Below are 23,134 nucleotides of genomic sequence, written 5' to 3' on the forward strand. Positions count from 1 at the left end.
CTCTCCTGCATTCCCGACTAAATCAGTCGGGAATCGCTCAGGTTTGCTCAATTTTAAATTTCTCCGTTCTGATATCTTTCCGCTCAGAAATTTTTGTAGCTTTTTATAACGATCGTATCTAAAAAAGCAACAAATACAGCCGCTAACGGACGCCGTCCACGCACAGCACAGGGAAAACATGTATCACAACCAACTCGCCAGCCACCGCACCGGCCACTCCTTGTTCGCGCCGCGTTCCTGACCCGTTCTTTCCCCACTTCCCGTTTGCGCCAGCCCGGCCATGCCAGCTGACGCGCGGGCGTTTCCCCATTCATCTCAACAAGGACATCGCATGCACCGTCACGGATCGTTGAATCACATCTACCGCCTCGTCTGGAGCCACGTCTTGAACGCCTGGGTCGCCGTCGCGGAAACCTCGCGCGGACGCGGCAAGGGCAGCCGCCGCAAACTGGCCGCGGCAGCGGCCGCCATGACGGCGCTGGCGCTGGGAGGGCCGGCGCAGGCCGCGCCCACGGGTGGGCAAGTCATGGCAGGCACGGCCAGTATCAGCCAGCAGGGCAACAGCACCACGATCAGGCAATCGAGCCAGCAGGCAGCGCTGAACTGGAACAGTTTTAACGTGGGCGCGAATGAAACCGTCAACTTCGTCCAGCCCTCGGCTGGCGCGCTGGCCGTCAACCGCATCTTCGACAGCAATGGCACGCAAATTCTCGGCAGGGTCAACGCGAATGGCCAGGTGTACCTGATCAATCCGAACGGCGTGCTGTTCGGCCGCGGCGCGCAAGTCAATGTGGGCGGCCTGGTGGCCTCGACGCTCGACGTCGACAACGCCAGCCTGGGCGGCGCTAAGCATGCGTTTAGCGGCAATGGCACTGGCCAGGTCGTCAATGAAGGCACGCTGCGCGCGGCCGACGGCGGCTATGTCGCCCTGCTGGGCCGGCAAGTGAGCAACCACGGCAGCATTGCGGCCCGCCTCGGCACGGTCGCCCTGGGCGCCGGCAGCGCCGCCACCCTGAGCTTTGACGGTGCGCGCCTGCTGCAGTTGCAGATCGACCAAAGCACCCTGAACAACCTGGCCGAGAACGGCGGCCTGATCCGCGCCGATGGCGGCCAGGTGCTGATGAGCGCAGGTGCCCGTGATTCGCTGCTGGCCAGCGTCGTCAACAACACGGGCGTCATCGAAGCGCGCGGCGTGGAACAGCGCGACGGCAGCATCATCCTGCTCGGCGGCATGAGCGCCGGCATCACCCATGTGGCCGGCACCCTGGACGCCAGCGCCGCCGCTGGCGGCAATGGCGGCTTCATCGAAACGAGTGCCGCCCACGTGAAGATCGGCAACGACGCCCGCATCAGCACGGCAGCACCGTCGGGCCGCGCCGGCACTTGGCTGATCGACCCGGTCGACTTCACCATCGCCGCCAGCGGCGGCGACATCAGCGGCGCCGCCCTGACGAACAATCTGCGCAACGGCAATGTGGTCATCCAGAGCACGCAAGGCAGCCGCGGCACGGCGGGCGACGTGCACGTCAACGACCAGGTCAGCTGGTCGGCCAACCAGCTGACCCTGAACGCCCAGCGCAACATCAATATCAATGCCAACCTGAACGGTTCCGGCACGGCCAGCCTGGCGCTGGAATACGGCCAGGGCGCTGCTGCCGCCGGCAACACGGCCGTGTATCAGCTGGGCAGCGGCGCGCAGGTGAGTTTGCCCTCCGGGCAAAACTTCAGCACCAAACTGGGCGCGGACGGCGTGCGCACCAACTACACGGTGATTACCACCCTGGGAGCAGCCGGCAGCGTCACTGGCACCGACTTGCAAGGCATTAATGGCAAGCTGGATGGCAATTATGTGCTGGGCGCAAATATCGACGCCTCCGCCGCAGCCAGCTGGCAGGCCGGCTGGAGCGTTGGCTTCGCACCACTCGGCGGCGACACGGGTTTTAGCGGCGTGTTCGATGGGCTCGGCCACTCGATCAATCAACTCAGCATGCGAGCCTCGCGCAACCAGGGCAGCGGCCTGTTTTCCATCACCACCAAGGATGCCCTGATCCAGAATGTGGGCTTGAATGGCGGCAGTATCTGGGCCACGTATGTAGCGGGCGGCCTGGTCGGCACAAACGCAGGCACCATCCGCAACAGCTATGCTGCGCTCGACGTCGACAGCTACTCCGTCAGCGGCGGTCTGGTGGCGCGCAACAATGGCAGCATCGATAATAGCTACGCCACCGGCACCGTCAGGAGCCAGGCTCAGACAGGTGGCCTGGTCGGCAGCAATAACGGCAGCATCAGCAACAGCTATGCCGCGGGAAGCGTGGCGGGCCAGACTTATATTGGCGGCCTGATTGGCATCAACTGGGGCAGTGTCGACACCAGCTTCGCCACGGGCCGCCTGGTCCTCACCAGTGGCGGCAACGGCGTCGGCGGCCTGATTGGCAGTAATGCCTATTCCAACAAGGTCAGCAACAGTTTCTGGTCCATCAGCGGCACTGGCCAGGCCAGCTCGAGTGGCGGCACTGGCTTGACGGATGCGCAAATGCGCACGGCCAGCAGTTTTACGGGATTCAATTTCACCACCACGCCTGGCGCAACGGGCAACAACTGGGTGCTGGTCAACGTGGACGGCGGTCTGAACAATGCCGGTGGCGCGGCCGGCGCCACATATCCGATGCTGGCATCCGAGTACTCGACCACCATCCAGAATGCCCACCAACTGCAATTGATGGCCATGGCTCCAGGCGCCGCGTATGTGCTGGGTAGCAACATCGACGCCAGCGGCACGGCGAACGGCAAGGATGTCTGGGGCGGCACCGGCTTCGTTCCCGTCGGCACGCGCCATAACGCGTTCACAGGAAGCCTGGATGGCCAGGGCCATACCATCAGCGGCCTGTATATCAACCGCCCCAGCGACGACTATGCGGGCCTGATCGGCTATACAGACAGGACTTCGCTCATCAGCAATATCGGCCTGCTCGGTGGCAGCGTCAACGGCGCCTTCGCCGTCGGCAGCCTGGTCGGTTCGAATGCAGGTTTGGTCAGCAATAGCTACGCAACGACGACCGTCAACGGGGAAAGCAGTGTCGGTGGCCTGGTAGGCGAGAATTTCGACGGCACCATCAGCGCCAGCCATGCCAGCGGCACCGTCAGCGGCAGCAGTGGCAAAGTGGGGGGCTTGGCCGGGCAGAATAGCGGCAGCATCATCGACAGCTATGCCAGCGGCAATGCCAGCGGCTTGCGCAATATCGGCGGCCTGGTAGGGGATAATCGCGGCTATGATGGTGCTGTCGCCACCGTGCGCGGCAGCTATGCCAACGGCAATGTCACGGCCACCGAAGACAATGCGGGCGGCCTGGTCGGCTACAACAAGAGCGGTACGATCGCCGACAGTTACGCCAGCGGCGCGGTGAGCGGTGACCGCGATGTGGGCGGCTTGCTCGGTTACAATTCCCGCTCGACCGATAGCGTCAGCAACAGCTACGCGACGGGCGAGGTGCACGGCAATGCCAGCACGGGCGCCCTGGTCGGCTACAACGCGGGCGTGGTACGCGACAGTTTCTGGCGCGGCGAGTCCCTGGCAGCCGGCATCGCCGAGAACGAAGGCACGCTGAGCAATGTGCGCGGCCTGAGCGCTGCGCAGATGCGTTCGCAAGCCAGCTTCGACGGCTGGGACATGGCGTCCACCGCCGGCAGCCATGCCATCTGGCGCATCTATGAAGGCCAGACAGCGCCGCTGCTGCGCAGCTTCTTGACCGCCCTGACCGTCACCTCGGATGCTGTCAGCAAGACTTACGATGGAAAAAGTTATGCGGGCGGCCTGTCCAATGCCCGTTATTCGGTCGCTGGCGCTGCCGGTTCCGGGCAAATCTTTTCCTCAAACAATAGCCTGTACGGCGCCATCCGCGATGCCGGTCTCTACAACGCCGTCGGCACCTACCTGTATTCCGGCCAACAAGGGTATGACATCGATCTGCAGGCGGGCGCCCTGACGATCAACCGGGCCGTCATCAGTCTGAACGGCACGCGCACCTATGACGGCAGCGCCAGCATGGCGGCCGGTCTGCTGACACTGAACGGCCTGGTGCAAGGCGAGAACCTGCTGCTGTCGGGTAGCGGTATCCTCGACAACAAAAACGCGGGTGGAAAAAAGGCCATGGCCAACGGCACGCTGGCGCTGGCGGACGGCAGCACGGGCCAGGCCAGCAACTACACCTTGGAGGGCGGCAAGCATAGCGCCACCATCAACCGCGCCACGCTGTATGTGCAGGGCGTGGGAGCGGCCAATAAAGTCTATGACGCTGGCACGGGCGCCACCCTGACGGGCAAGGCCGGCGTGCTAGCGCTGGGCGATGACCAGCTCAGCGTAACCGGAGGCACCGCCCATTTTGCCGACAAGAACGCCGGCATGGGCAAGACTGTCACCCTCAGCGGCTTTACCTTGCAGGGCGCGGATGCGGCCAACTATGTGCTGGTGCAGCCGAACAACGTCACGGCCGACATCGGCAAGGCCAGCGTGGTGATCACTGGCGTGGCCGCGGCGAATAAAGTCTATGACGCCACCACCGGCGCCACCTTGACGGGCAAGGCCAGCGTACAAGCGCTGGGCGGCGACCAGTTGAGCGTGGCCGGCGGCGTGGCCCGCTTTGCCGACAAGAACGCAGGCCAGGGCAAGAACGTCATCATTGATGGCTACAGCCTGCAGGGTGCGGATGCGTCCAACTATATACTAGTGCAGCCGAGCAACGTCACGGCCGACATCGCCAAGGCCAGCGTCACCGTCGCTGGCGTGGCTGCGGCGAATAAAGTCTACGACGCCACCACGACCGCCGCCCTGACGGGCACGGCTAGCGTGCTGGCGCTGGGCGACGACGAACTGCGCGTCGCCGGCGGCAGCGCATCTTTTGCCGACAAGAACGCCGGCAGCGCCAAGACTGTTACCCTCGACGGCTTTATCTTGCAGGGTGCGGACGCGGCCAACTATGTGCTGGTGCAGCCGGGCAAGGTCACGGCCGACATCGGCAAGGCCAGCGTCACCGTCGCTGGCGTGGGTGCGGCAAACAAAGTGTATGACGCCACCACCGGCGCCACCCTGACGGGCACGGCCACCGTGCTGGCGCTGGGCGACGACGAACTGCGCGTCGCCGGCGGCAACGCATCTTTTGCCGACAAGAATGCTGGCATGGGCAAGACCGTCACCCTGAGCGACTTTGCCTTGCAAGGCGCGGATGCGGCCAACTATGTGCTGGTGCAACCGAACAACGTCACGGCCGACATCGACAAAGCCAGCGTGGTCATCACTGGCGTGGGAGCGGCGAATAAAGTCTATGACGCCACCACCGGCGCCACCCTGACGGGCGCGGCCAAAGTAACGGCGCTGGGCGATGACCAGCTTGGTGTGACGGGCGGCAATGCCCGCTTTGCCGACAAGCACGCCGGAACAGGCAAAACCGTCACCCTCGACGGCTTTGTCTTGCAAGGCGCGGACGCGGGCAACTATGAGCTCGTGCAACCGGGCAAGGTCACGGCCGATATCGGCAAGGCTACTGTCACCGTGAGCGGCGTGGCCGCGGCGAATAAAGTGTATGACGCCACCACGGGCGCCACACTGACAGGCAAGGCCAGCGTGCTGGCACTGGGCGACGATGAACTGCGCGTCGCCGGCGGCAGCGCATCCTTTGCCGACAAGCATGCCGGCAGCGCCAAGACCGTCATCATCGATGGCTACATCTTGCAAGGCGCGGACGCGGCTAACTACACCATCGTGCAGCCGGGCAACATCACGGCCGATATCGCCAAGGCCAGCTTGCTGTTGACGGCCACGGCTACCAGCCTGACGGGCGGCCGCACGCCCGATGGCTTGAGCGGCAAGGTCAGCGGCTTGCTGGGCGGCGATACCCTGGCCGATGCCACCAGCGGCAGCCTGGCCTGGACCAGCCCGGCCGCGGCCAGCAGTCCGGCTGGCAATTACGCCATCAGCGGCAGCGGCCTGGCTTCGAACGACTATGCCTTCGTACAAGCCGAGGGCAATGCCGGCGCCCTGACCCTGACGTCGGCCAGCCTGCCGCCGCCGGCCCAGGCAGCCGTGGTGCAACTGCAGGCGCAAGTGCTGGGCAGCTTTGCCGATACGCGTCCCGGCACGCTGGCGGCCGCGCCCACCATCACCGTCACGCAGACGGATGGCCCGGCCGGCACGGCTGCCGCCAGCAATGCCTCGCCAAACACCACCATGCAGATCGGCAGCCGTGGCCCGGCCCTGCAAGTCGTCTTGGGCGGCGTCAAGCTGCCCGCCAACATGCTCAACGTAAATCAATAACACCATGACTCATTCATCGACTCCGCGACACCTGCTGCAACAACCGTTGCTGTCCCTGCTGCTGCTGGCCTTCGCGCCATGCGCCGCCGCCCAGACCACCCCGGTCGTGCCCGACGCGGGCGCCATCCTGCGCCAGTTGCAACCGGCCACGCCCGCCAACGCGCCCCCCGGCGCGCCGGCGCTGCGCATCGAACAGAAAGAGGGCGCGCCGCTGCCCGCCAGCGTGCCATTTCTCGTCACGCAGATCGACATCAGCGGCAATAGCGCGTTCGACACGGCCACCTTGCAGGCGCTCGTCGCCAGCGCCCACGGCACGACCCTGTCCCTGGAGCAGCTGGGCGAACTGGCGGCCCGCATCACCAGCTACTACCGCGCCCATGGCTATCCGCTGGCGCGCGCCATCGTGCCTGCCCAGACCATCCGCCAGGGCATCGTGCGCATCGAGGTACTCGAAGCGCGCTATGGCCAGGTGGGCATCGCCAACCAGAGCGACGTCAGCGACGCCTTGCTGAATGCCACGCTGGCGCCGCTGCAAGCGGGCCAGACCATCAGCCAGGCGGAACTCGACCGCAGCTTGCTGTTGCTGTCCGACATACCGAACGTGGCCATTACGGCCACGCTCAAGCCCGGCACCGAGGTCGGCAGCTCCGACCTGCTGGTCGATGCCTGGTCCGGTCCGCGCATGGCTGGCGCTGCCTTCCTCGACAACAATGGCAACCGTTACACGGGCCGCGCCCGCCTTGGCGCCACCATGAACCTGTACAACCCGCTGCACCAGGGCGACGTGGCCAGCGCCAGCGTGCTCAGCTCGGGCAAGGGCATGTCGTATGCGCGTCTCGGCTATGACCTGCTGCTGAACGGCGCCGGCACGCGCGCCGGGGTCGCCATGTCCGCCTTGCGCTACCGCCTGCAAGGCGCCATGCGCCCGCTGGAAGCGCATGGCACGGCCCAGGTCGCCAGTGGCTGGCTGCGCCATCCGCTGCTGCGCAGCCGCGATGCGAACATGTCCATCCAGCTGCAATATGATCAGGTGCACTTGCGCGACCGTATCGACGCCAGCGCCATGCACAGCGACCGCCGCCTGGACAACTTGAGCGCGACCCTCGGCGGCGACGTGCGCGATGCTGCCCTGGCCGGCGCCATCACCAGCTGGAGCGTGGCCGCGACAGCCGGCAAGCTCGACATCACCGACCCGCTGGCGCGCCTGAACGACGCGTTCAGCGCACGCAGCCATGGCAATTACGCGAAATGGAACGTCAACCTGTCGCGCCTGCAAAACCTGGACCAGCGCAATGCCGTGTATCTGACCGTCGCCGGGCAGTGGGCGGACAGCAATCTCGACTCGTCCGAAAAGATGAGCGTGGGCGGGCCGTACACGGTGCGCGCCTATGACGTGGGCGCGGCAGCTGGCGACCTCGGCTATTTTGGCAGCGCGGAATGGCGGCATGAACTCAGCGCCAGCGAAGCGGGACAATGGCAAGCCGTGGCCTTCGTCGACAGCGCGCGCGTGACGGTCAACCAGCAGCGCTGGACGCCAGGCCCGAACAGCGCGCGCCTGCACGGCGCCGGACTGGGCGTGAACTGGGCGGGCGGGCAGCAGTGGAATGCCCGCGCATACGTCGCCAAGCCCATCGGCGGCACGCCAGTCCTGCTGGCGGCGCGCAGTTCGGCCCGCCTGTGGGTCGAACTGAATCGCCGCTTCTGATGCGGCAGCAACAGCCGCAAGCCGGGCTTGCGGCTGTTGCTTGATCCAAGGCACGACTTACCCACCAACTATTCACCGTCTGTGCACGGTTTTTCCACAGGTTTACCCACAGCAATATCCGGGGAGCGAGGGGTGAAAATGCAGTTATCCCCACTTGTACCCACGCTATCCAGCGCTTATCCGCAGACTTACGCACAGAGTTATCCACAATACGCCGAAAAAGGCGATTGCATCGCTGGCAAGCCGCTGGAATCAGCGGGAAAGGCAGCGACAAGCGCATGGCGGGCCAGATTGAAAAACTTGCCAACAGCTTATGCGCAGGCTTGCGCACAGGCTTATGCCCCACTTGTGCAATGGCTTGCCCACAGAGTTATCCACATACAAAAAAGGCAGGCCGGGCGGCCTGCCTGTGTGCAAAGGCTGACTGCGCCGCTTACTTCTTGATTTTCACGGGACGCGTCCAGCCGTCGATGGTCACTTGCCGCGCGCGCGAAACGGTCAGCTTGCCGGCCGGCGCATCTTTCGACAAGGTCGTGCCGGCACCCAGGGTGGCGCCCTTGCCGACGGTGACGGGCGCGATCAGCTGGCTGTCGCTGCCAATGAAGGCATCGTCTTCAATCACCGTGCGGAACTTGTTTACGCCATCGTAGTTGCAGGTGATCGTGCCGGCGCCGATGTTGACCTTCGAGCCGATGGTGGCGTCGCCGATGTAGGCCAGGTGGTTGGCCTTGCTGTGCGCGGCGATCTGGCTGTTTTTCACTTCGACGAAGTTACCGATGTGCACGTCTTCCGCCAGGACCGTGCCCGGGCGCAGGCGCGCGTACGGGCCGATGATGGAAGCGGCGCCGACGACGGCGTCCTCGATATGGCAGAAGGGCTTGATGTGCGCGCCAGCGGCCACCGTGGCATTGATGAAGACGTTGTTGGCGCCCACGCGCACGCCATCGCCCAGTTCGACTCTGCCTTCGAACACGCAGCCGACATCGATGGTGACATCGCGGCCGCAAATCAGTTCGCCGCGCACGTCGATGCGGGCCGGATCCAGCAGGGTCACGCCCCGTTCCAGCAGCGCTTGCGCGATATTGTTCTGGTGGATGCGTTCGAGCTGGGCCAGCTGCACCTTGCTGTTAACGCCCGCCACTTCCCACACGGCGGCCGGGTGGGCCGACGTGACGGCCACGCCATCGGCGACAGCCTGGGCAACGATATCGGTCAGATAGTATTCCCCTTGGGCATTGTCGTTCGACAAGGCCGACAGCCATTGTTTCAGTTGTACGGTGGGCGCGACCATGATGCCGCTGTTGATTTCCTTGATGGCACGCTCTTCTGGCGTGGCATCCTTTTCCTCGACGATGCGCACGATGGCACCGTGCTCGCGCACGATGCGGCCCAGGCCAAAGGGATCGTCCTGTTCCACAGTCAGAATGGCCAGCTTGTCCTGGCCGGCCGCCTGCACCAACTGCTGCAGGGAAACGGCGCTGGTCAGCGGTACGTCGCCATACAGGATCAGGGTCGGCACGCTGTCATCGAGCAAAGGCAGCGCTTGTTGCACGGCATGACCGGTACCCAGTTGCTGCGCCTGCTCGGCGGCGTCGATCTGCACGCCATGGTTCACCTTGTAGCCCTCGAGCAACTTCAGCACCGCTGCGCCCCCATGCCCGTAAATCACGCATAATCGGGACGGCGCCAGGCCACGCGCCGTGTCGATGACGTGCGACAACAGCGGCTTGCCCGCCAACGGGTGCAATACCTTGGGCAGTGCCGACTGCATGCGTTTGCCCATACCGGCAGCGAGAATGACAACGTTCATAGACCGTCTTTTATAAGTTAAGAATATGAAAAAGTTTAACACGCAGGCCCCGTTTTCCACGCCCTTTGGCCGTTTTACTTATGCCCTGCTGGCCATCCTGCTCGTCGTCATGGCCGGCTGCAGCGGCTTGCGTCTGGCCTACAACAATGGCGATACCGTACTGTACTGGTGGCTGAACGCGTATGTCGACCTGGACCGCGACCAGAAGGGCTGGGTGCGCGACGATATCGACAAGCTGTTCGACTGGCACCGCAAGACGCAATTGAAGGATTACGTGGAAATCCTGCGCACGGGCCAGAAGCAGCTGCAAGGCAATACCACGCAGGCAGACCTAATGGCGGACTACAGCGAGATCAAGCAGCGCACCCAGGCGCTGCTGCTGAAAGCTGCGCCCGAGCTGGCCGACCTGGCGCGCTCGCTCAAGCCCGAGCAGATCGCGCAGATGGAAAAGAAGTTCAAGTCGAACAATGATGATTACCGCAAGAAATACCTGAGCGGCGACCAGGAAAAGCGCCAGAAACTGCGCTACAAGAAAGCCATGGAGCAATTCGAACTGTGGTTCGGCAGCTTCAGCAGCGAACAGGAAGCCATCATCCGCAAGGCATCCGACGCGCGTCCGCTGAACAATGAGATCTGGCTCGACGAGCGCATGCGGCGCCAGCAGAATGTGTTGAACCTGGTCAAGAAAGTCCACCAGGAAAAACTCGGCAAGGAAGCCAGCGCAGCCCTGATCACGACCCTGATCAAGGACAGTTTCGAGCGCCTGGAACATTCGGAGCGCAAGGCCTTCTTCGATGCCTACGAAAGCAGCACGGCGCAGATGGTTTTGACGGTGATCAAGATCGCTACGCCGGCGCAAAAGGCCCATGCCGTCAAGCGCATGCAGGGCTGGATCGACGATTTTAATTCCCTGGCCACGCAACCCAAATAGAGCGGCAGCGCCAGCAGGGGGGGAGGGGGCCATATGCTATAGTGGCCGCCACCGAATTGAAGAAATCCCCATGCAAAAGAAAATAAAAAAACCCGCCAAAGTCCCCGTCCATCACGCGCCGCCACCGAACCAGGTACGCATCATCGGCGGCCAGTGGAAGCGTTCCGTGCTGCCTGTTTTACAGGCACTGGGCTTGCGCCCGACGCCAGACCGCGTGCGCGAAACCGTGTTCAACTGGATCAATCACTTGCGCGACGGCGACTGGGCCAACGCCCAGGTGCTGGACCTGTTCGCCGGCAGCGGCGCGCTGGGTTTTGAAGCGGCCAGCCGCGGCGCCGCCGCCGTCACCATGGTCGATACGCATACGCCCGTGATCCGCCAGCTGGAAGAGAACAAGGTGAAATTGCGCGCCGACAACGTGCAACTGCTGCGCGGCGATGCCCTGCTGACGGCGCAAGGCCTGGCATCGCGCGGCCAGCGTTTCGACCTGATCTTCCTCGATCCGCCCTACCAGCAGGATTTCCTGGCGAAAGTGTTGCCACTGTGCGCCAACCTGCTCAAGGAAGGCGGCATGGTGTACGCGGAATCGGGCTTGCCGCTGGTCTTCGATGCAGCCAGCGCACTGGAAAAACCGGAGTGGATGGCGCCGTGGGAAGTCATCCGCGCCGACAAGGCGGGCACCGTCTATTATCATTTGCTAACTTACAACAAAGTGCCGGCAACTGCCTGAATCTGCCTATAAATGAGGCAAAAAGGCTCCCTGCCCCGAGGCGCAGCACCAAGGTGGTCACCAATTTCAGGCATAATGCGCGTCTATATTGGTGCATCGTCAGGGAGCCGCAATGGTTGTAGCCGTTTATCCAGGAACATTCGATCCGCTCACGCGCGGTCATGAAGATTTGGTGCGCCGCGCATCGGGTCTGTTTGACAAGCTGATCGTCGGTGTGGCCGACAGCAAGAACAAGCAGCCGTTTTTCTCGCTCGACGAACGCCTGGAAATCGCCAACGAAGTGCTGGGCCATTACCCAAATGTGCAAGTGGAAAGCTTTTCCGGCCTGCTCAAGGATTTCGTGCGCAAGCATGAAGCGCGGGTCATCGTGCGCGGCTTGCGCGCCGTCTCCGACTTCGAATACGAATTCCAGATGGCGGGCATGAACCGCTACCTGCTGCCCGATGTCGAAACCATGTTCCTGACGCCATCCGACCAGTACCAATTCATTTCGGGCACCATCGTGCGCGAAATCGCGGCGCTGGGCGGCGACGTCTCCAAGTTTGTCTTCCCCTCGGTGAACCGCTGGCTGCAAAACAAGATTGCCGCCAACGCTGCATCATCGCAATAAGTAAGAGTGAAATCATGGCATTACTGATCACCGACGAATGCATCAATTGCGACATTTGCGAGCCCGAGTGCCCGAATGACGCGATCTACATGGGCGCGGAAATCTACGAAATCGATCCCAACAAGTGCACCGAATGCGTGGGCCACTTTGATGAGCCGCAATGCCAGCAAGTGTGCCCCGTCAGCTGCATCCCCTTCAATCCCGCCTGGCGCGAAAGCCCGGAGCAATTGATGGCCAAGTACGAACGCCTGCAGGCGGAACTCCCCGCCGCAAAAACCTGAGCATTTCTCCCGCGTCACTTCTGGCCCACTTCTGCGTGGCGCCAGCTTCTGCCAACTGTTCTACACTGTGTGCTGACTTATCCACAGCCCATGGTTTCCACGGAGGTAGAAGATGCAAATATGCACATCACGTTTGGGCCGCTCCCTCGCTGCCGTCGGCCTGTGCACCGCCCTGGCACAAGCAGCGCTGGCCGTCGAGATCGGCGGCGTCAAGCTGGACGACACGGTGCAGCTGGCCAGCCGCGAGTTGAAACTCAACGGCGCCGGCGTGCGCTACAAGGTCATCTTCAAGGTCTACACGATTGCGCTGTACCTGCCGGAAAAGAAAACCCAGCTGGCCGACATCCTGGCGCTGCCCGGACCGCGCCGCCTGGAAATCGTCATGCTGCGCGACATCACCTCGGACGAGCTGGGGCAAGCCTTCATGCAGGGCTTGAAGCGCAGCTCCGACCAGGCCGACCGCACGCGCCTGCTGAGCCAGACGATGCAGTTCGGCGCCATGTTCGAAATGGTGCCCGGCCTGAAAAAGGGCGACATTCTCACCGTGGACTGGCTGCCGGAAGAGGGCACGTTGTGCAAGCTGAACGGCAAGCAGGTGGGCGACATGGTGCCGGACCTGGCCTTCTATAATGCGCTGCTGAAAATCTGGATCGGCGCCCACCCGGCCGACACCTTGTTGCGCGCGCATTTGCTGGGCGACATGGCCTGAAGCGGCCTGAACGAAAACGCGGGCGTAAAAAAGCCGGCTCGCGCCGGCTTGTCATCTGCAACTGTTGATCGCTCAGGCGCGCGTCGACAGGGCACGCAGCTCGGCGGCATTGCTTGGCGACACGCCATCCATCTTGCCCAGGGTGCGCTTCAAGGCTTGCGCTTCGCGCATCTGCTGGCGCGCCAGGCGCTCTTCGCGGCTCAGCTTGGGACGCACCAGCAGCACCATGGCGCGGGCGATCCCCACCAGCAAAGGCTTGAACAGCAGGGCGAAGGCGCCCACGGCCACGATCACCAGCACGAGTTGCAGGGCATTCAGCAGGGAAATCTCCAGCACGGGTGCGGATACTGCGTACAGGGCGGAGGCGAAGGTAGACATAGTGTTCCAGTGCATTATAGAATTTGCCAGTACTATAGTGCAGTGCAACATATAAATCTAATTCCATTTCTTGATACCAATTATATGAATCATGAATGGAAAACTGTAATATTTTTTTACGAGTGAAAATATTCGTGCCCGGCGCGGTTTACACTCTTAAGTAATCAATTCAACTTTTATCTTGGGCTTTCCATGAGTTTTCTGACGCTGGATCTGAACTTGCTGCGTGTTTTCGACGCCGTCATGACGGAACAAAACCTGACGCGCGCAGCCGGCCACCTGGCGATGACGCAGCCGGCGGTATCGAACGCCATCAAACGCCTGCGCGAGAGCCTCGGTGACGAATTGCTGATCCGCACGGCGTACGGCGTGAAACCCACGCCCCGCGCCGAAGCGCTGTGGCCATCCGTGCGCTCGGCCCTGGCCAGCCTGGAAGCGGCCGTCACGCCGGAAACCTTCGACGTGTCGAAAACCCACGCCACCTTCCGCATGGCCATGGCCGATGCGACGGCCGCGTTCTGGCTGCCTTCGCTGATGCGCTCGATCGAACGGGAAGCGCCCGGCGTCAACGTGCGCATGATGCCGCTGACCACGCGTGAACCGCGCCCGATGCTGCTGCGCGGCGACATCGACCTGGCCGTGGGCTTCTTTCCCGGCGTGGCGGCGCAACTGTCGAGCGAAACGGGTTCGCCCATCCGCCATGAACGCCTGTATTCCGGCAAGTATGTGTGCGTGATGCGGCGCGGCCATCCGCTGGCCGACAAGGAATTGACCCTGGATAACTACTGCGCGGCGAACCATTTATTGGTGAGCTTTTCCGGCCGCGCGCATGGCTTGATCGACGAGGCGCTGTCGCAGATCCACCGCGAACGGCGCATCCTGTTGACGGTCAACCAGTTCTTTACCGCTGGGCGGGTCGTCGCCAATTCCGACCTGATCACGGTCTTGCCGCGCCACCTGATCGCCTCGACAGGCATGACGGAATCCCTGCTGTACAAGGATTTGCCATTGACCCTGCCAGCCGTCCACCTGGACATGCTGTGGCACGAGCGCGACGCCCGCAGCCCCGCCCACAAATGGCTGCGCAACCACCTGGAAAGCATGAACACGCCCACCCTGCGCACGGCCACGGCAGCCGGCGGCGGCGTGGCGCCCAAGCCGCATATTGAATAAGTGTTCTACCGGCACAAAAAAACGCCTGATGAAACATCAGGCGTTTTTTTATGCGTGACTGCTGGAGCGGTAACCGATTCTGAAACCGCCCCAGTGCTTGCCATCGACGTGGATGGGCACGGATAAATCGTGCATGACTTCGCCCGTGTCGCGTTTATAGGTCTGCAACAGGAACGCCCTGGTGTTGCTGCCGCAGCGCTTGCCCGTGCGGTCGCTGAAGATGCGTTTGGTGCGGTTATTCACGATATCCGTGGCGTAGTCGCCCGTCAGCGGCTGGGAAAACTTCTTGTTGTGCGTCGGGAAATATCCATTGTTGTCAACGGCACCCGCGTAGGCCAGGTGCGGCAGGGCGGCCAGCACGCCTTCCTGCACATCCGGCAGCACTTTGTCCGTAAACGCGTCGAACTTCGTGTTGTGCTTGGGCGGATTGGTATTCGGGATGGGCCGGTAGTGGCGGTCGAACAGGGCTTCGCGCGTGATGCGCCCCGACGCGATGGCTTGCTCGAAGAGTTTGCCCACGTCGCGCGCGGCGCGCTGGGCCGCCTCGCGGATCTCGTCGTGCGGCGTGGCCACGCTCGATTCGCCGAGGGCGCCGGCGATCACTTCGGCCCGCTCGGCCAGGGCCATGGCCGACTGCGTGGCGCGCGGCAATTCGGCGTTCGTCGACAGCATGCTGTCGCGGATTTGCAGGATGGCATCGGCGATCACTTGCGTCGTGTCGACGTGTTCGCGCGAGGCGCGGGCGATTTGCCCGATCTCGTCTTCCGACACGCCCGACGATTCCTCGATATGGCTGAGTGATGCATGCACGCTTTCCACATTGCGCGCCGCTTCCGTGACGCCGGCCGCCAGCGAACTCATGCCACGCGCAGCTTTTTCCGACTGTTCATTGATTTCGCGCACCATCACGCTGATTTCATCGGAGGCTTCCTTGGTGCGCTGCGCCAGTTGCCGCACTTCCCCGGCCACCACGGCAAAACCGCGTCCATGTTCGCCGGCACGCGCCGCCTCGATGGCGGCGTTCAGCGCCAGCAAGTTGGTGCGCGCGGAAATATCGGAAATGGCTTCCGTGAAACCTGTGATGCGTTTGGATTTTTCCTGCAAGCTCAGCATGGTACTGGAAGCGCCTTGCGCTTCTTCGCGTGCCTTATTGATGCGCTGCAAGCCCTGGTCCACTTCGGCGCGTGCCGCCACGCTTTCCACGCGCACGCCGGCGGCCACCTTGGCGGCCCGCTCCGCATTGGCGGCGATCTTTTCCGTCATGGCGGCATTTTGTACGGAACTGTCGGCAATGTCGCTGGCCGTGCGCACATCGAGTTCCACCTTCTGTTTGACGGAATCGACAAAATACGAGGTTTCCGCCGCGCCGATCATGATGGCATCGATAGCGTTGCCCACCGTATCGGCGAACTGATGCAAGCCTGGCTCGCCGCGCGCACGGCCGGCAAACGCCAGCAGCGCGGCGCCGATGGCGGCGGCCAGGCAGGCGATCAGATACGGATGGTCGCCGCCCGAGAGCAGCAGCAGATAGGCCAGGCAACAGGCCACGGCCATGGCCAGGATCGTGAATACAAAGAAACGCACCAGCTGATGCTGCAACTGCTTCATTTGTCCCCCGCTGCGCGAACCCGTCACGTCCCGTTGAGGGGACGTGCCGTAACCGTATGCGGGTGGGCACGATTGCCCACCTTGCACCCTGAACGTAACGTCTGCGCGGCGTTTCAGGCGGCTACCGGGTAGCAGAATTGTAGTTCTACCCTACAACATTTGTTCCGATAGCTCAATCAGAAAAGTAGGGCGGCTACACCAAGGTCACTTAATTGGCAATTTGGTGGTGTTTTTGACCTCTTCCATGACGGCATAAGTGTGGGTTTCCCGCACACCTTTCTGCAACAGCGTCTTGCCCAGGAATTCGCGGTAGGCGGCCATATCCTTGACGCGCGCCTTGACCAGGTAATCGAAACCGCCGGCCACCATATGACATTCCAGTACCTCTGGAATGATTTGTACGCTATGCTTGAAGGCATCGAACACTTCCGGTGTCGTGCGATCGAGCACGACTTCGATGAATACCAGCAGCGACACGTCGAGCAGCTGCGGGTTCAACTGGGCCGTATAGCCCATGATGTAACCGGATTCGTGCAACTTGCGCACGCGCTCCAGGCAGGCCGCCGGCGACAGGTTCACGCGCGCGGCCAGCTCCACATTGCTGATGCGTCCATCGCTCTGCAATTCCATCAAGATTTTCTTACTGATCTTGTCCAGCATTCCTATCACCCCCAAATTAATATTATTTGGTTAAATTGTCGCATCAAAAACTATCTATTGCTAGTCCCCTGTATTACCAGAATTAATCCATAAGAATCCCCTTTACAATCGAATCATCTTAACGTCCGACTTTCTGTATTTTTTTGCACCAAAAAAGAGCAAGAATTACGTCAGTTTTCGTCCCTTTTTCCTTGTAAAGAGCACTTATGCACCCTGCAGGCCCCTCGGCTTTTACCCCGATTCCTTTTGCTGCGTTCCAGGCAGAAATCCTGCCCGAAGCGACACCACAACGCGCTGCCATCACCTCCGCCTATAGGCGCGATGAGGTTTCCGCCGTGCAGTGGCTGTTGCAACAAGTGCGCCCCAGCAGCACCGAAACGACAGCCGAAGGACAAGCGCTGGCGCACGGCCTGGTCTCGAACGTGCGCCAAAAACGCACACGCGCATCGGGCGTCGATGCACTGATGCACGAGTTCTCGCTATCGTCGGAAGAAGGTGTTGCATTGATGTGTCTGGCTGAAGCGCTGTTGCGTATACCCGACAGTCAAACGGCCGATCGCCTGATCGCCGACAAAATCAGCAAGGGCGACTGGAAGAAGCACTTGGGTGAATCGCCATCGCTGTTCGTCAATGCCGCCACCTGGGGCTTGCTGATTACGGGCAAACTGGTCAGCACCAGCAGCGAATCGGGCCTCGGTTCGGCCATGAGCAAGCTCATCGCCAAAGGCGGCGAACCGCTGATCCGCAAGGGCGTCGACCTGGCCATGCGCATGCTGGGCAACCAGTTCGTGACGGGCCAGACCATCGAGGAAGCGTTGAAGAACAGCCGCGAGAATGAAACGCGCGGCTACCGTTACTCGTACGACATGTTGGGCGAGGCGGCCCTGACGCAGCAGGACGCGGCCAGCTACTACGCCTCGTACGAAACGGCGATCCATGCCATCGGCAAGGCGTCGAACGGGCGCGGCATCAAGAACGGCCCCGGCATTTCCGTGAAACTGTCGGCCCTGCACGCGCGCTACAGCCGCGCCCAGCGTGCCCGTGTCATGGAAGAATTGCTGCCAAAAGTCAAAGCGTTGCTGTTGCTGGCAAAACAGTACAACATCGGCTTCAACATCGATGCGGAAGAAACGGACCGCCTGGAACTGTCGCTCGACCTGATGGAAGCACTTGCCTTTGATACCGATTTGGCCGGCTTCGACGGCATCGGCTATGTGGTGCAGGCGTATCAGAAACGCTGCCCGTTCGCCATCGATTACCTGATCGACCTGGCGCACCGCAGCGGCCGCAAGTTCATGGTGCGCCTGGTGAAGGGTGCGTATTGGGATGCGGAAATCAAACGCGCGCAAGTCGATGGCCAGGAAGGCTATCCCGTCTACACGCGCAAGGTCTACACGGACGTCTCTTACCTCGTGTGTGCGCAAAAACTGCTGGCCGCCAGCAGCCTGATCTATCCACAATTTGCCACCCACAACGCGCAAACCCTGTCGACCATTTATACCTGGGCGAAACGCGACGGCATTACCGACTATGAATTCCAGTGCCTGCACGGCATGGGAGAGACCCTGTACGACCAGGTCGTCGGCCCCGACAATCTGGACAAGCCGTGCCGCATCTACGCGCCCGTCGGTTCGCATGAAACCCTGCTGGCCTACCTGGTGCGCCGCCTGCTGGAAAACGGCGCCAACTCGTCGTTCGTCAACCAGATCGTCGACGAAAACGTGGCCATCGATAGCCTGATCCGCGATCCCCTGGAACAGGCGCGCCTGCAGGGCGGCTTGCCACACCCGTCGATTCCGCTGCCGCTGGACATGTTTGGCAGTGAACGCAAGAACTCGGCCGGCCTGGACCTGTCGAATGAAGACACCTTGCGTACCCTGGCCACCGGCTTGGCGCAGCAACAGTCATGGCAGGCTGCGCCGCTGATCGATGGCGCCGTCAGCCTGAATGGCCCCACGCACATGCTGCACAACCCGGCCCAGCATGACGATGTCGTGGGCAAGGTCATGGAAGCCGGTCCGGCCGACGTGGAAACGGCCCTGGCCAGCGCCAGCGCGTATGCCATGGATTGGCAAACGACAGAGCCGTCGATCCGCGCGCAAGCTTTGCAGCGCGCGGCCGACCTGTTCGAAGAACACCACATCGAGCTGATGGCCCTGGCCGTGCGCGAAGCGGGCAAGTCCCTGCCGAATGCGATCGCGGAGATCCGCGAAGCCGTCGACTTCCTGCGCTACTACGCGGCGCAGGTGGAACACGCGCCGAATACCCTGGCGCTCGGTCCCGTCACCTGCATCAGTCCGTGGAACTTCCCGCTGGCCATCTTTACGGGCCAGCTGGCCGCCGCCCTGGCCGCAGGCAACGTGGTGCTGGCCAAGCCGGCCGAGCAGACGCCGCTGATCGCCCACCGCGCCGTGCAATTGCTGCATGCGGCGGGCGTGCCACGGGGCGCGCTGCAATTCTTGCCCGGCAGCGGCGAGATCGTCGGCGCCGGCCTGTGCAATGACGCGCGCGTGAAAGGCGTGATTTTCACGGGTTCGACGGAAGTGGCGCAATTGATCAACCGCAACCTGGCCGCCCGCGCCGTGGCCGAAGGCATCGACATCCCCCTGATCGCCGAAACGGGTGGTCAGAACGCCCTGATCGTCGATTCGTCCGCCTTGCCGGAGCAAGTGGTGCAGGACGTGATGTCGTCTGCTTTCGACAGCGCTGGCCAGCGCTGCTCGGCCTTGCGCGTGCTGTTCCTGCAAACGGAAATTGCCGACAAGACCATCCATATGCTCAAGGGCGCCATGCAGGAATTGCGCGTTGGCAATCCTGACCGCCTGGCGACCGATATCGGTCCCGTCATCGATGCGGAAGCGCAAGGCAATCTGCTGGCGCACATCAACAAGATGAAAACCATGGCCATCGACCATTATTCGCTCGATTTGCCGACCGTCAAAGGCACGTTTGTCGCCCCGACCGTGCTGGAAATCAAGTCGCTGGCGCAATTGACGCAGGAAGTCTTCGGCCCCGTGCTGCATGTGATCCGCTACAAGCGGGCCGACTTGCCGCAACTGGTGCAATCGATCAACGACAGCGGTTACGGTTTGACCCTGGGCATCCATACGCGCATCGATGAAACCATCGATTTCATCACCAAGCGCGCGCATGTGGGCAATATTTATGTGAACCGCAATATCGTCGGCGCCGTCGTCGGCGTGCAACCGTTCGGCGGCGAAGGCAAATCGGGCACGGGACCGAAAGCCGGTGGCCCCCTGTACCTGAAACGCCTGCAGCGCAATGCGCCAGCCGGCGCGCAACACCAGCGCCAGGCGCCACCGGCCCTAGATGCGCTGACCGTGTGGGCGAAGATGCATGGCCACGACAAGGTCGAGCAACTGGCACAGGACTATGCGCGCACCACCTTGCTGGGCAGCACCACCGTCTTGCCAGGCCCGACCGGCGAGCGCAATACGCTGAGCTTTGCCGCGCGCGGCACGATTTTGTGCGCGGCCGCCACCTCCGGCACGCTGATGAACCAGCTGGCAGCAGTCTTGGCCACCGGTAACCAGGCCCTCGTGCTGGCGCAAGCGCTGGATCTGATCCCTGGCGACTTGCCGCCGGCCCTGAAGGACCGCATCCAGGTCGTCACCAGCCTGGAGTCGGTCCAGCATGATTTCCAGATCGCCATGATCGAACCTAGCCTCGATGGCCAGCTCAAACCGCTGCTGGCGGCACGGGAAGGGGCCCTGGTGGCCACCATCGCCACCACGCAGGAGGGCGTCATCCCCCTGTGGCGCCTGGTCGCTGAGCGGGCGCTGTGCGTGAATACGACGGCAGCAGGTGGTAACGCCAGCCTGATGATGCTCAGCGTCTAAAGGAACCCGAGAAAAAGTCCATGGCGTTGTTGCCTTGCCTGGCCGTACATTCGTACTGCCTGCGGCAAGGCGCCTAGCCCTGAACATTTTTCAGGCTCCTTTATTGAAATAAGAAGGGCAGAACCAGTGGTTCTGCCCTTTTTTTATGCACGCTAGCTGAAAAATCAACCAGCCAGGCGCTGGCACAATTGCTGGATCACCGTCAACGCATACGGCGAGGCGACGGTCTGCACAAAACGCATGAAGTCGACTGCCGCCTCTTCGTTGGCATTGTCGGAAATGGTGCGCATGACCGTAAACGGCACGCCCAGTTCAAAACACACTTGCGCCACGGCGGCGCCTTCCATTTCGACAGCCAGCAGGTCGGGGATATCTTCTTTCAGCTGGTTCACATGCGCGGCGCTGCTGATGAACTGGTCACCGCTGGCGATCAGGCCGCGGTGGACCTGTGGGTGCTGCAAGCCAAATTCCACGATATGCGCTGCCTTGAGCACGCTGGAGACATCGTCACGCAAGAAATCTTCGGCTGCACCAGCCAGTTGCGTGCTCAAATCCAGGTCCGTGGCAAAACGCTGCAAGCCTGTCAGCGGCACTTCGAAGCGGGGAAACAGGGGACGGGCGTCCATATCGTGCTGCAGCAGCGCTTCGGCCACCACGATATCACCCACTTTCACGCGTTTATCCCCACTGCCGGCCACGCCGGTGAAGACGATGTGGGTAACTCCGTACTTTTCCACAAGGATAGAAGCTGTCATGGCAGCGGCAACCTTGCCCAAACGCGACAGGACGCACACAGCGTCGATATTCCACAGGGTTCCCAGGGTGTAGTCGCGCATGCCGTGTGAACGCCTCTGGGGGCCTTGCATGGCTTCTACGAGCCCCTGCTGTTCTTCGTGCAAGGCACTGATGATGCCTAAACGCATTTTTTTGTGTGAATTCATGCTGTTTTTACAGGTTTTTGGGATTGCAAAACGGTTTACACGGTGAAAACAGCTATTTCGGCGACTTTTCCACCGTGCGCGTTTGTCTCTGTGTTTTAAATAAAGATGTATACATAAAAATAGTAGTGATAGTAAACGGCCATTTTTTTGTGGATAAGTCGGTATACCGTATAAGAATCATCAACTTGGCGCTCAAAAAAGTAGGCGCACAAGCATTGTATCCAGCAAGGACTTGTTTGGGATAAAAATCGGGCTGTGGACAAAGATCGACTTTTCCCACATCTCATCCTGTGGATATGCAGGCACTTATCCACAGCAGCAAGCAAAAATCATGGTTTTTCTTGCTGTAGTGGCATGGTTGACGTGCTTCGTCTGCCTTGATCCTTGCCTGGCAATCCAGGTTGAGCAACCACGAACGTTGTTCTTTCACAGACCTTCGTATCCAGGTGATTCCTGGAAGACGGTTTGGTAGTGGGTCGTGATGTCGTCGTTGGCTTTTTTTTTGACGTTTTTTGCATGCTTTTGGGAAATATCCCCGGACTTCTGCTTTTTTTATCGGTTTACAATAGATCTATATATAAAAATAGTAGTAATAGTAAACGCGTTTTTTTCTGTGGATAAGTCGCTTTTTTTCAACAGGATCAATCGTTTACGCGCAAAATAAAGCGTGCATAATCGCTGTATCACGCGAGGAGCAAAATTGTATAAAATGCGGGCCTGCGCATAACTTCGTGTTTACTCACAAGTCATCCTGTGGATATCAAGTGACTTATCCACAATCGTCTCAAATTCCCCCTCTTTTTCATATCGAACCGCTTGCTGGCACTGTGCCCGCTCAAGCCTGTTGACGTTCCCATTTTGCAAAACGGTTTGGCAGTGCTGTGCGCGTGATGTTGGCCACACCGGTTTTCGTCGCGCAGTTGTTGGCTCGAATTTTTTTGTCAGCAAAGCCGCTCGTCGGCTTTTTTTTTGAAGACAAGCTTGCGAACCCTTTCAAAGACGAAGGGCAGGCAAAGTGCGCGTTGTCGGGTTTACCTTAACAAGTTCGTATACAAGAATAGTAATAGTAGTTAACGGGCACATCTTCTGTGGATAAGTCCCGATTTATCCTTGTAAACAATCGCTTGGCGTGCGGATAAACGCTGAGTAAGGGGTGTATCTGCCTGGGATGGTTTTGGGATAAAAAAAAGGCGTCCAAAAAAATTTTCGTTTACGCACATATCGTACCTGTGGATATCCATACGGTTATCCACAGCTTGATGACCCTGTTTTTGAGCTTGCCGTGACGCTCGCTCATATCGCTGGCCACGATTAATGTCGCCCTGGCCCGGCACTGGTGGTAATCTCAAGGCGGCTCAGCAGCCATGCATGCATGAACGAATACAGACTCTGGTAGCGGATCGCGGTGGGGAGACACGCCGCGCGACAGCT

The 23,134-nt window shown here is 61.2% G+C and carries 14 protein-coding genes; 9 read left to right on the plus strand and 5 right to left on the minus strand.

From position 1 onward, the window contains the following. Nucleotides 1–331: 331 nt before the first annotated feature. Together LSO07_RS01335 and LSO07_RS01340 are read left to right on the plus strand one after the other, a co-directional pair. Nucleotides 332–6,307: a YDG domain-containing protein gene (locus tag LSO07_RS01335; protein ID WP_191909561.1), complete on the plus strand. Its 5,976-nt coding sequence runs from the start codon at nt 332–334 to the stop codon at nt 6,305–6,307. Between the two features lie 4 nt (nt 6,308–6,311). Further along, nucleotides 6,312–8,012, plus strand: a complete 1,701-nt coding sequence (locus LSO07_RS01340) for a ShlB/FhaC/HecB family hemolysin secretion/activation protein (protein ID WP_151091973.1) — start codon at nt 6,312–6,314, stop codon at nt 8,010–8,012. A gap of 433 nt (nt 8,013–8,445) precedes the next feature. Here LSO07_RS01340 and glmU read toward each other — a convergent pair whose 3' ends face one another. Then, a complete protein-coding gene (glmU, locus tag LSO07_RS01345) occupies nt 8,446–9,822 on the minus strand; it encodes a bifunctional UDP-N-acetylglucosamine diphosphorylase/glucosamine-1-phosphate N-acetyltransferase GlmU (protein ID WP_099395533.1) in 1,377 nt (458 codons plus the stop codon). Between the two features lie 25 nt (nt 9,823–9,847). On the opposite strand from glmU, the gene LSO07_RS01350 reads away from it, so the two are divergent. From LSO07_RS01350 to LSO07_RS01370, 5 genes are all read left to right on the plus strand, one after another. Next, nucleotides 9,848–10,753, plus strand: coding sequence for a DUF6279 family lipoprotein (locus LSO07_RS01350; protein WP_180278492.1), 906 nt, complete (start codon nt 9,848–9,850; stop codon nt 10,751–10,753). 70 nt (nt 10,754–10,823) lie between these two features. Beyond that, complete coding sequence (gene rsmD / locus LSO07_RS01355) at nt 10,824–11,483, plus strand: 16S rRNA (guanine(966)-N(2))-methyltransferase RsmD (protein WP_099389704.1); 660 nt, start codon at nt 10,824–10,826, stop codon at nt 11,481–11,483. 112 nt (nt 11,484–11,595) lie between these two features. Next, nucleotides 11,596–12,093 carry a pantetheine-phosphate adenylyltransferase gene (gene coaD, locus LSO07_RS01360; protein WP_034752633.1) on the plus strand — a complete coding sequence of 166 codons (498 nt, stop codon included), beginning with the start codon at nt 11,596–11,598 and terminating at the stop codon, nt 12,091–12,093. Between the two features lie 14 nt (nt 12,094–12,107). After that, nucleotides 12,108–12,374: a YfhL family 4Fe-4S dicluster ferredoxin gene (locus LSO07_RS01365; protein ID WP_034752637.1), complete on the plus strand. Its 267-nt coding sequence runs from the start codon at nt 12,108–12,110 to the stop codon at nt 12,372–12,374. 112 nt (nt 12,375–12,486) lie between these two features. After that, complete coding sequence (locus LSO07_RS01370; RefSeq protein WP_151091975.1) at nt 12,487–13,083, plus strand: chalcone isomerase family protein; 597 nt, start codon at nt 12,487–12,489, stop codon at nt 13,081–13,083. 72 nt (nt 13,084–13,155) lie between these two features. Here LSO07_RS01370 and LSO07_RS01375 read toward each other — a convergent pair whose 3' ends face one another. Continuing rightward, nucleotides 13,156–13,461 carry a hypothetical protein gene (locus LSO07_RS01375; RefSeq protein ID WP_034783860.1) on the minus strand — a complete coding sequence of 102 codons (306 nt, stop codon included), beginning with the start codon at nt 13,459–13,461 and terminating at the stop codon, nt 13,156–13,158. A 192-nt stretch (nt 13,462–13,653) separates the two neighbouring features. Between LSO07_RS01375 and LSO07_RS01380 the strand changes: the two genes are divergently transcribed. Further along, on the plus strand, nt 13,654–14,634 hold the full coding sequence (locus LSO07_RS01380) for a LysR family transcriptional regulator (RefSeq protein ID WP_034752642.1): 981 nt from the start codon (nt 13,654–13,656) through the stop codon (nt 14,632–14,634). Between the two features lie 48 nt (nt 14,635–14,682). Here the strand turns inward: LSO07_RS01380 and LSO07_RS01385 are convergent, their stop codons facing one another. Beyond that, nucleotides 14,683–16,242 carry a methyl-accepting chemotaxis protein gene (locus LSO07_RS01385; protein ID WP_151091977.1) on the minus strand — a complete coding sequence of 520 codons (1,560 nt, stop codon included), beginning with the start codon at nt 16,240–16,242 and terminating at the stop codon, nt 14,683–14,685. Between the two features lie 204 nt (nt 16,243–16,446). Continuing rightward, the gene (locus tag LSO07_RS01390) at nt 16,447–16,902 is read right to left on the minus strand and encodes an Lrp/AsnC ligand binding domain-containing protein (protein WP_010393827.1); all 456 of its coding nucleotides are present in this window, start codon (nt 16,900–16,902) and stop codon (nt 16,447–16,449) included. A 206-nt stretch (nt 16,903–17,108) separates the two neighbouring features. On the opposite strand from LSO07_RS01390, the gene putA reads away from it, so the two are divergent. Then, the gene (gene putA / locus LSO07_RS01395) at nt 17,109–20,762 is read left to right on the plus strand and encodes a trifunctional transcriptional regulator/proline dehydrogenase/L-glutamate gamma-semialdehyde dehydrogenase (protein WP_151091979.1); all 3,654 of its coding nucleotides are present in this window, start codon (nt 17,109–17,111) and stop codon (nt 20,760–20,762) included. Between the two features lie 164 nt (nt 20,763–20,926). Here the strand turns inward: putA and LSO07_RS01400 are convergent, their stop codons facing one another. Further along, complete coding sequence (locus LSO07_RS01400; RefSeq protein ID WP_191909623.1) at nt 20,927–21,685, minus strand: 5'-methylthioadenosine/adenosylhomocysteine nucleosidase; 759 nt, start codon at nt 21,683–21,685, stop codon at nt 20,927–20,929. Between the last annotated feature and the right edge of the window lie 1,449 nt (nt 21,686–23,134).

This window comes from Janthinobacterium sp. PLB04 (assembly GCF_021165895.1).
Taxonomy (GTDB): Bacteria; Pseudomonadota; Gammaproteobacteria; order Burkholderiales; family Burkholderiaceae_D; genus Janthinobacterium; species Janthinobacterium lividum.

Coding starts and splice junctions, on each gene's coding strand:
- LSO07_RS01335 (WP_191909561.1), top strand. CDS start 332: ATGCACCGTCACGGATCGTTGAATCACATCTACCGCCTCGTCTGGAGC.
- LSO07_RS01340 (WP_151091973.1), top strand. CDS start 6,312: ATGACTCATTCATCGACTCCGCGACACCTGCTGCAACAACCGTTGCTG.
- glmU (WP_099395533.1), bottom strand. CDS start 9,822: ATGAACGTTGTCATTCTCGCTGCCGGTATGGGCAAACGCATGCAGTCG.
- LSO07_RS01350 (WP_180278492.1), top strand. CDS start 9,848: ATGAAAAAGTTTAACACGCAGGCCCCGTTTTCCACGCCCTTTGGCCGT.
- rsmD (WP_099389704.1), top strand. CDS start 10,824: ATGCAAAAGAAAATAAAAAAACCCGCCAAAGTCCCCGTCCATCACGCG.
- coaD (WP_034752633.1), top strand. CDS start 11,596: ATGGTTGTAGCCGTTTATCCAGGAACATTCGATCCGCTCACGCGCGGT.
- LSO07_RS01365 (WP_034752637.1), top strand. CDS start 12,108: ATGGCATTACTGATCACCGACGAATGCATCAATTGCGACATTTGCGAG.
- LSO07_RS01370 (WP_151091975.1), top strand. CDS start 12,487: ATGCAAATATGCACATCACGTTTGGGCCGCTCCCTCGCTGCCGTCGGC.
- LSO07_RS01375 (WP_034783860.1), bottom strand. CDS start 13,461: ATGTCTACCTTCGCCTCCGCCCTGTACGCAGTATCCGCACCCGTGCTG.
- LSO07_RS01380 (WP_034752642.1), top strand. CDS start 13,654: ATGAGTTTTCTGACGCTGGATCTGAACTTGCTGCGTGTTTTCGACGCC.
- LSO07_RS01385 (WP_151091977.1), bottom strand. CDS start 16,242: ATGAAGCAGTTGCAGCATCAGCTGGTGCGTTTCTTTGTATTCACGATC.
- LSO07_RS01390 (WP_010393827.1), bottom strand. CDS start 16,902: ATGCTGGACAAGATCAGTAAGAAAATCTTGATGGAATTGCAGAGCGAT.
- putA (WP_151091979.1), top strand. CDS start 17,109: ATGCACCCTGCAGGCCCCTCGGCTTTTACCCCGATTCCTTTTGCTGCG.
- LSO07_RS01400 (WP_191909623.1), bottom strand. CDS start 21,685: ATGCGTTTAGGCATCATCAGTGCCTTGCACGAAGAACAGCAGGGGCTC.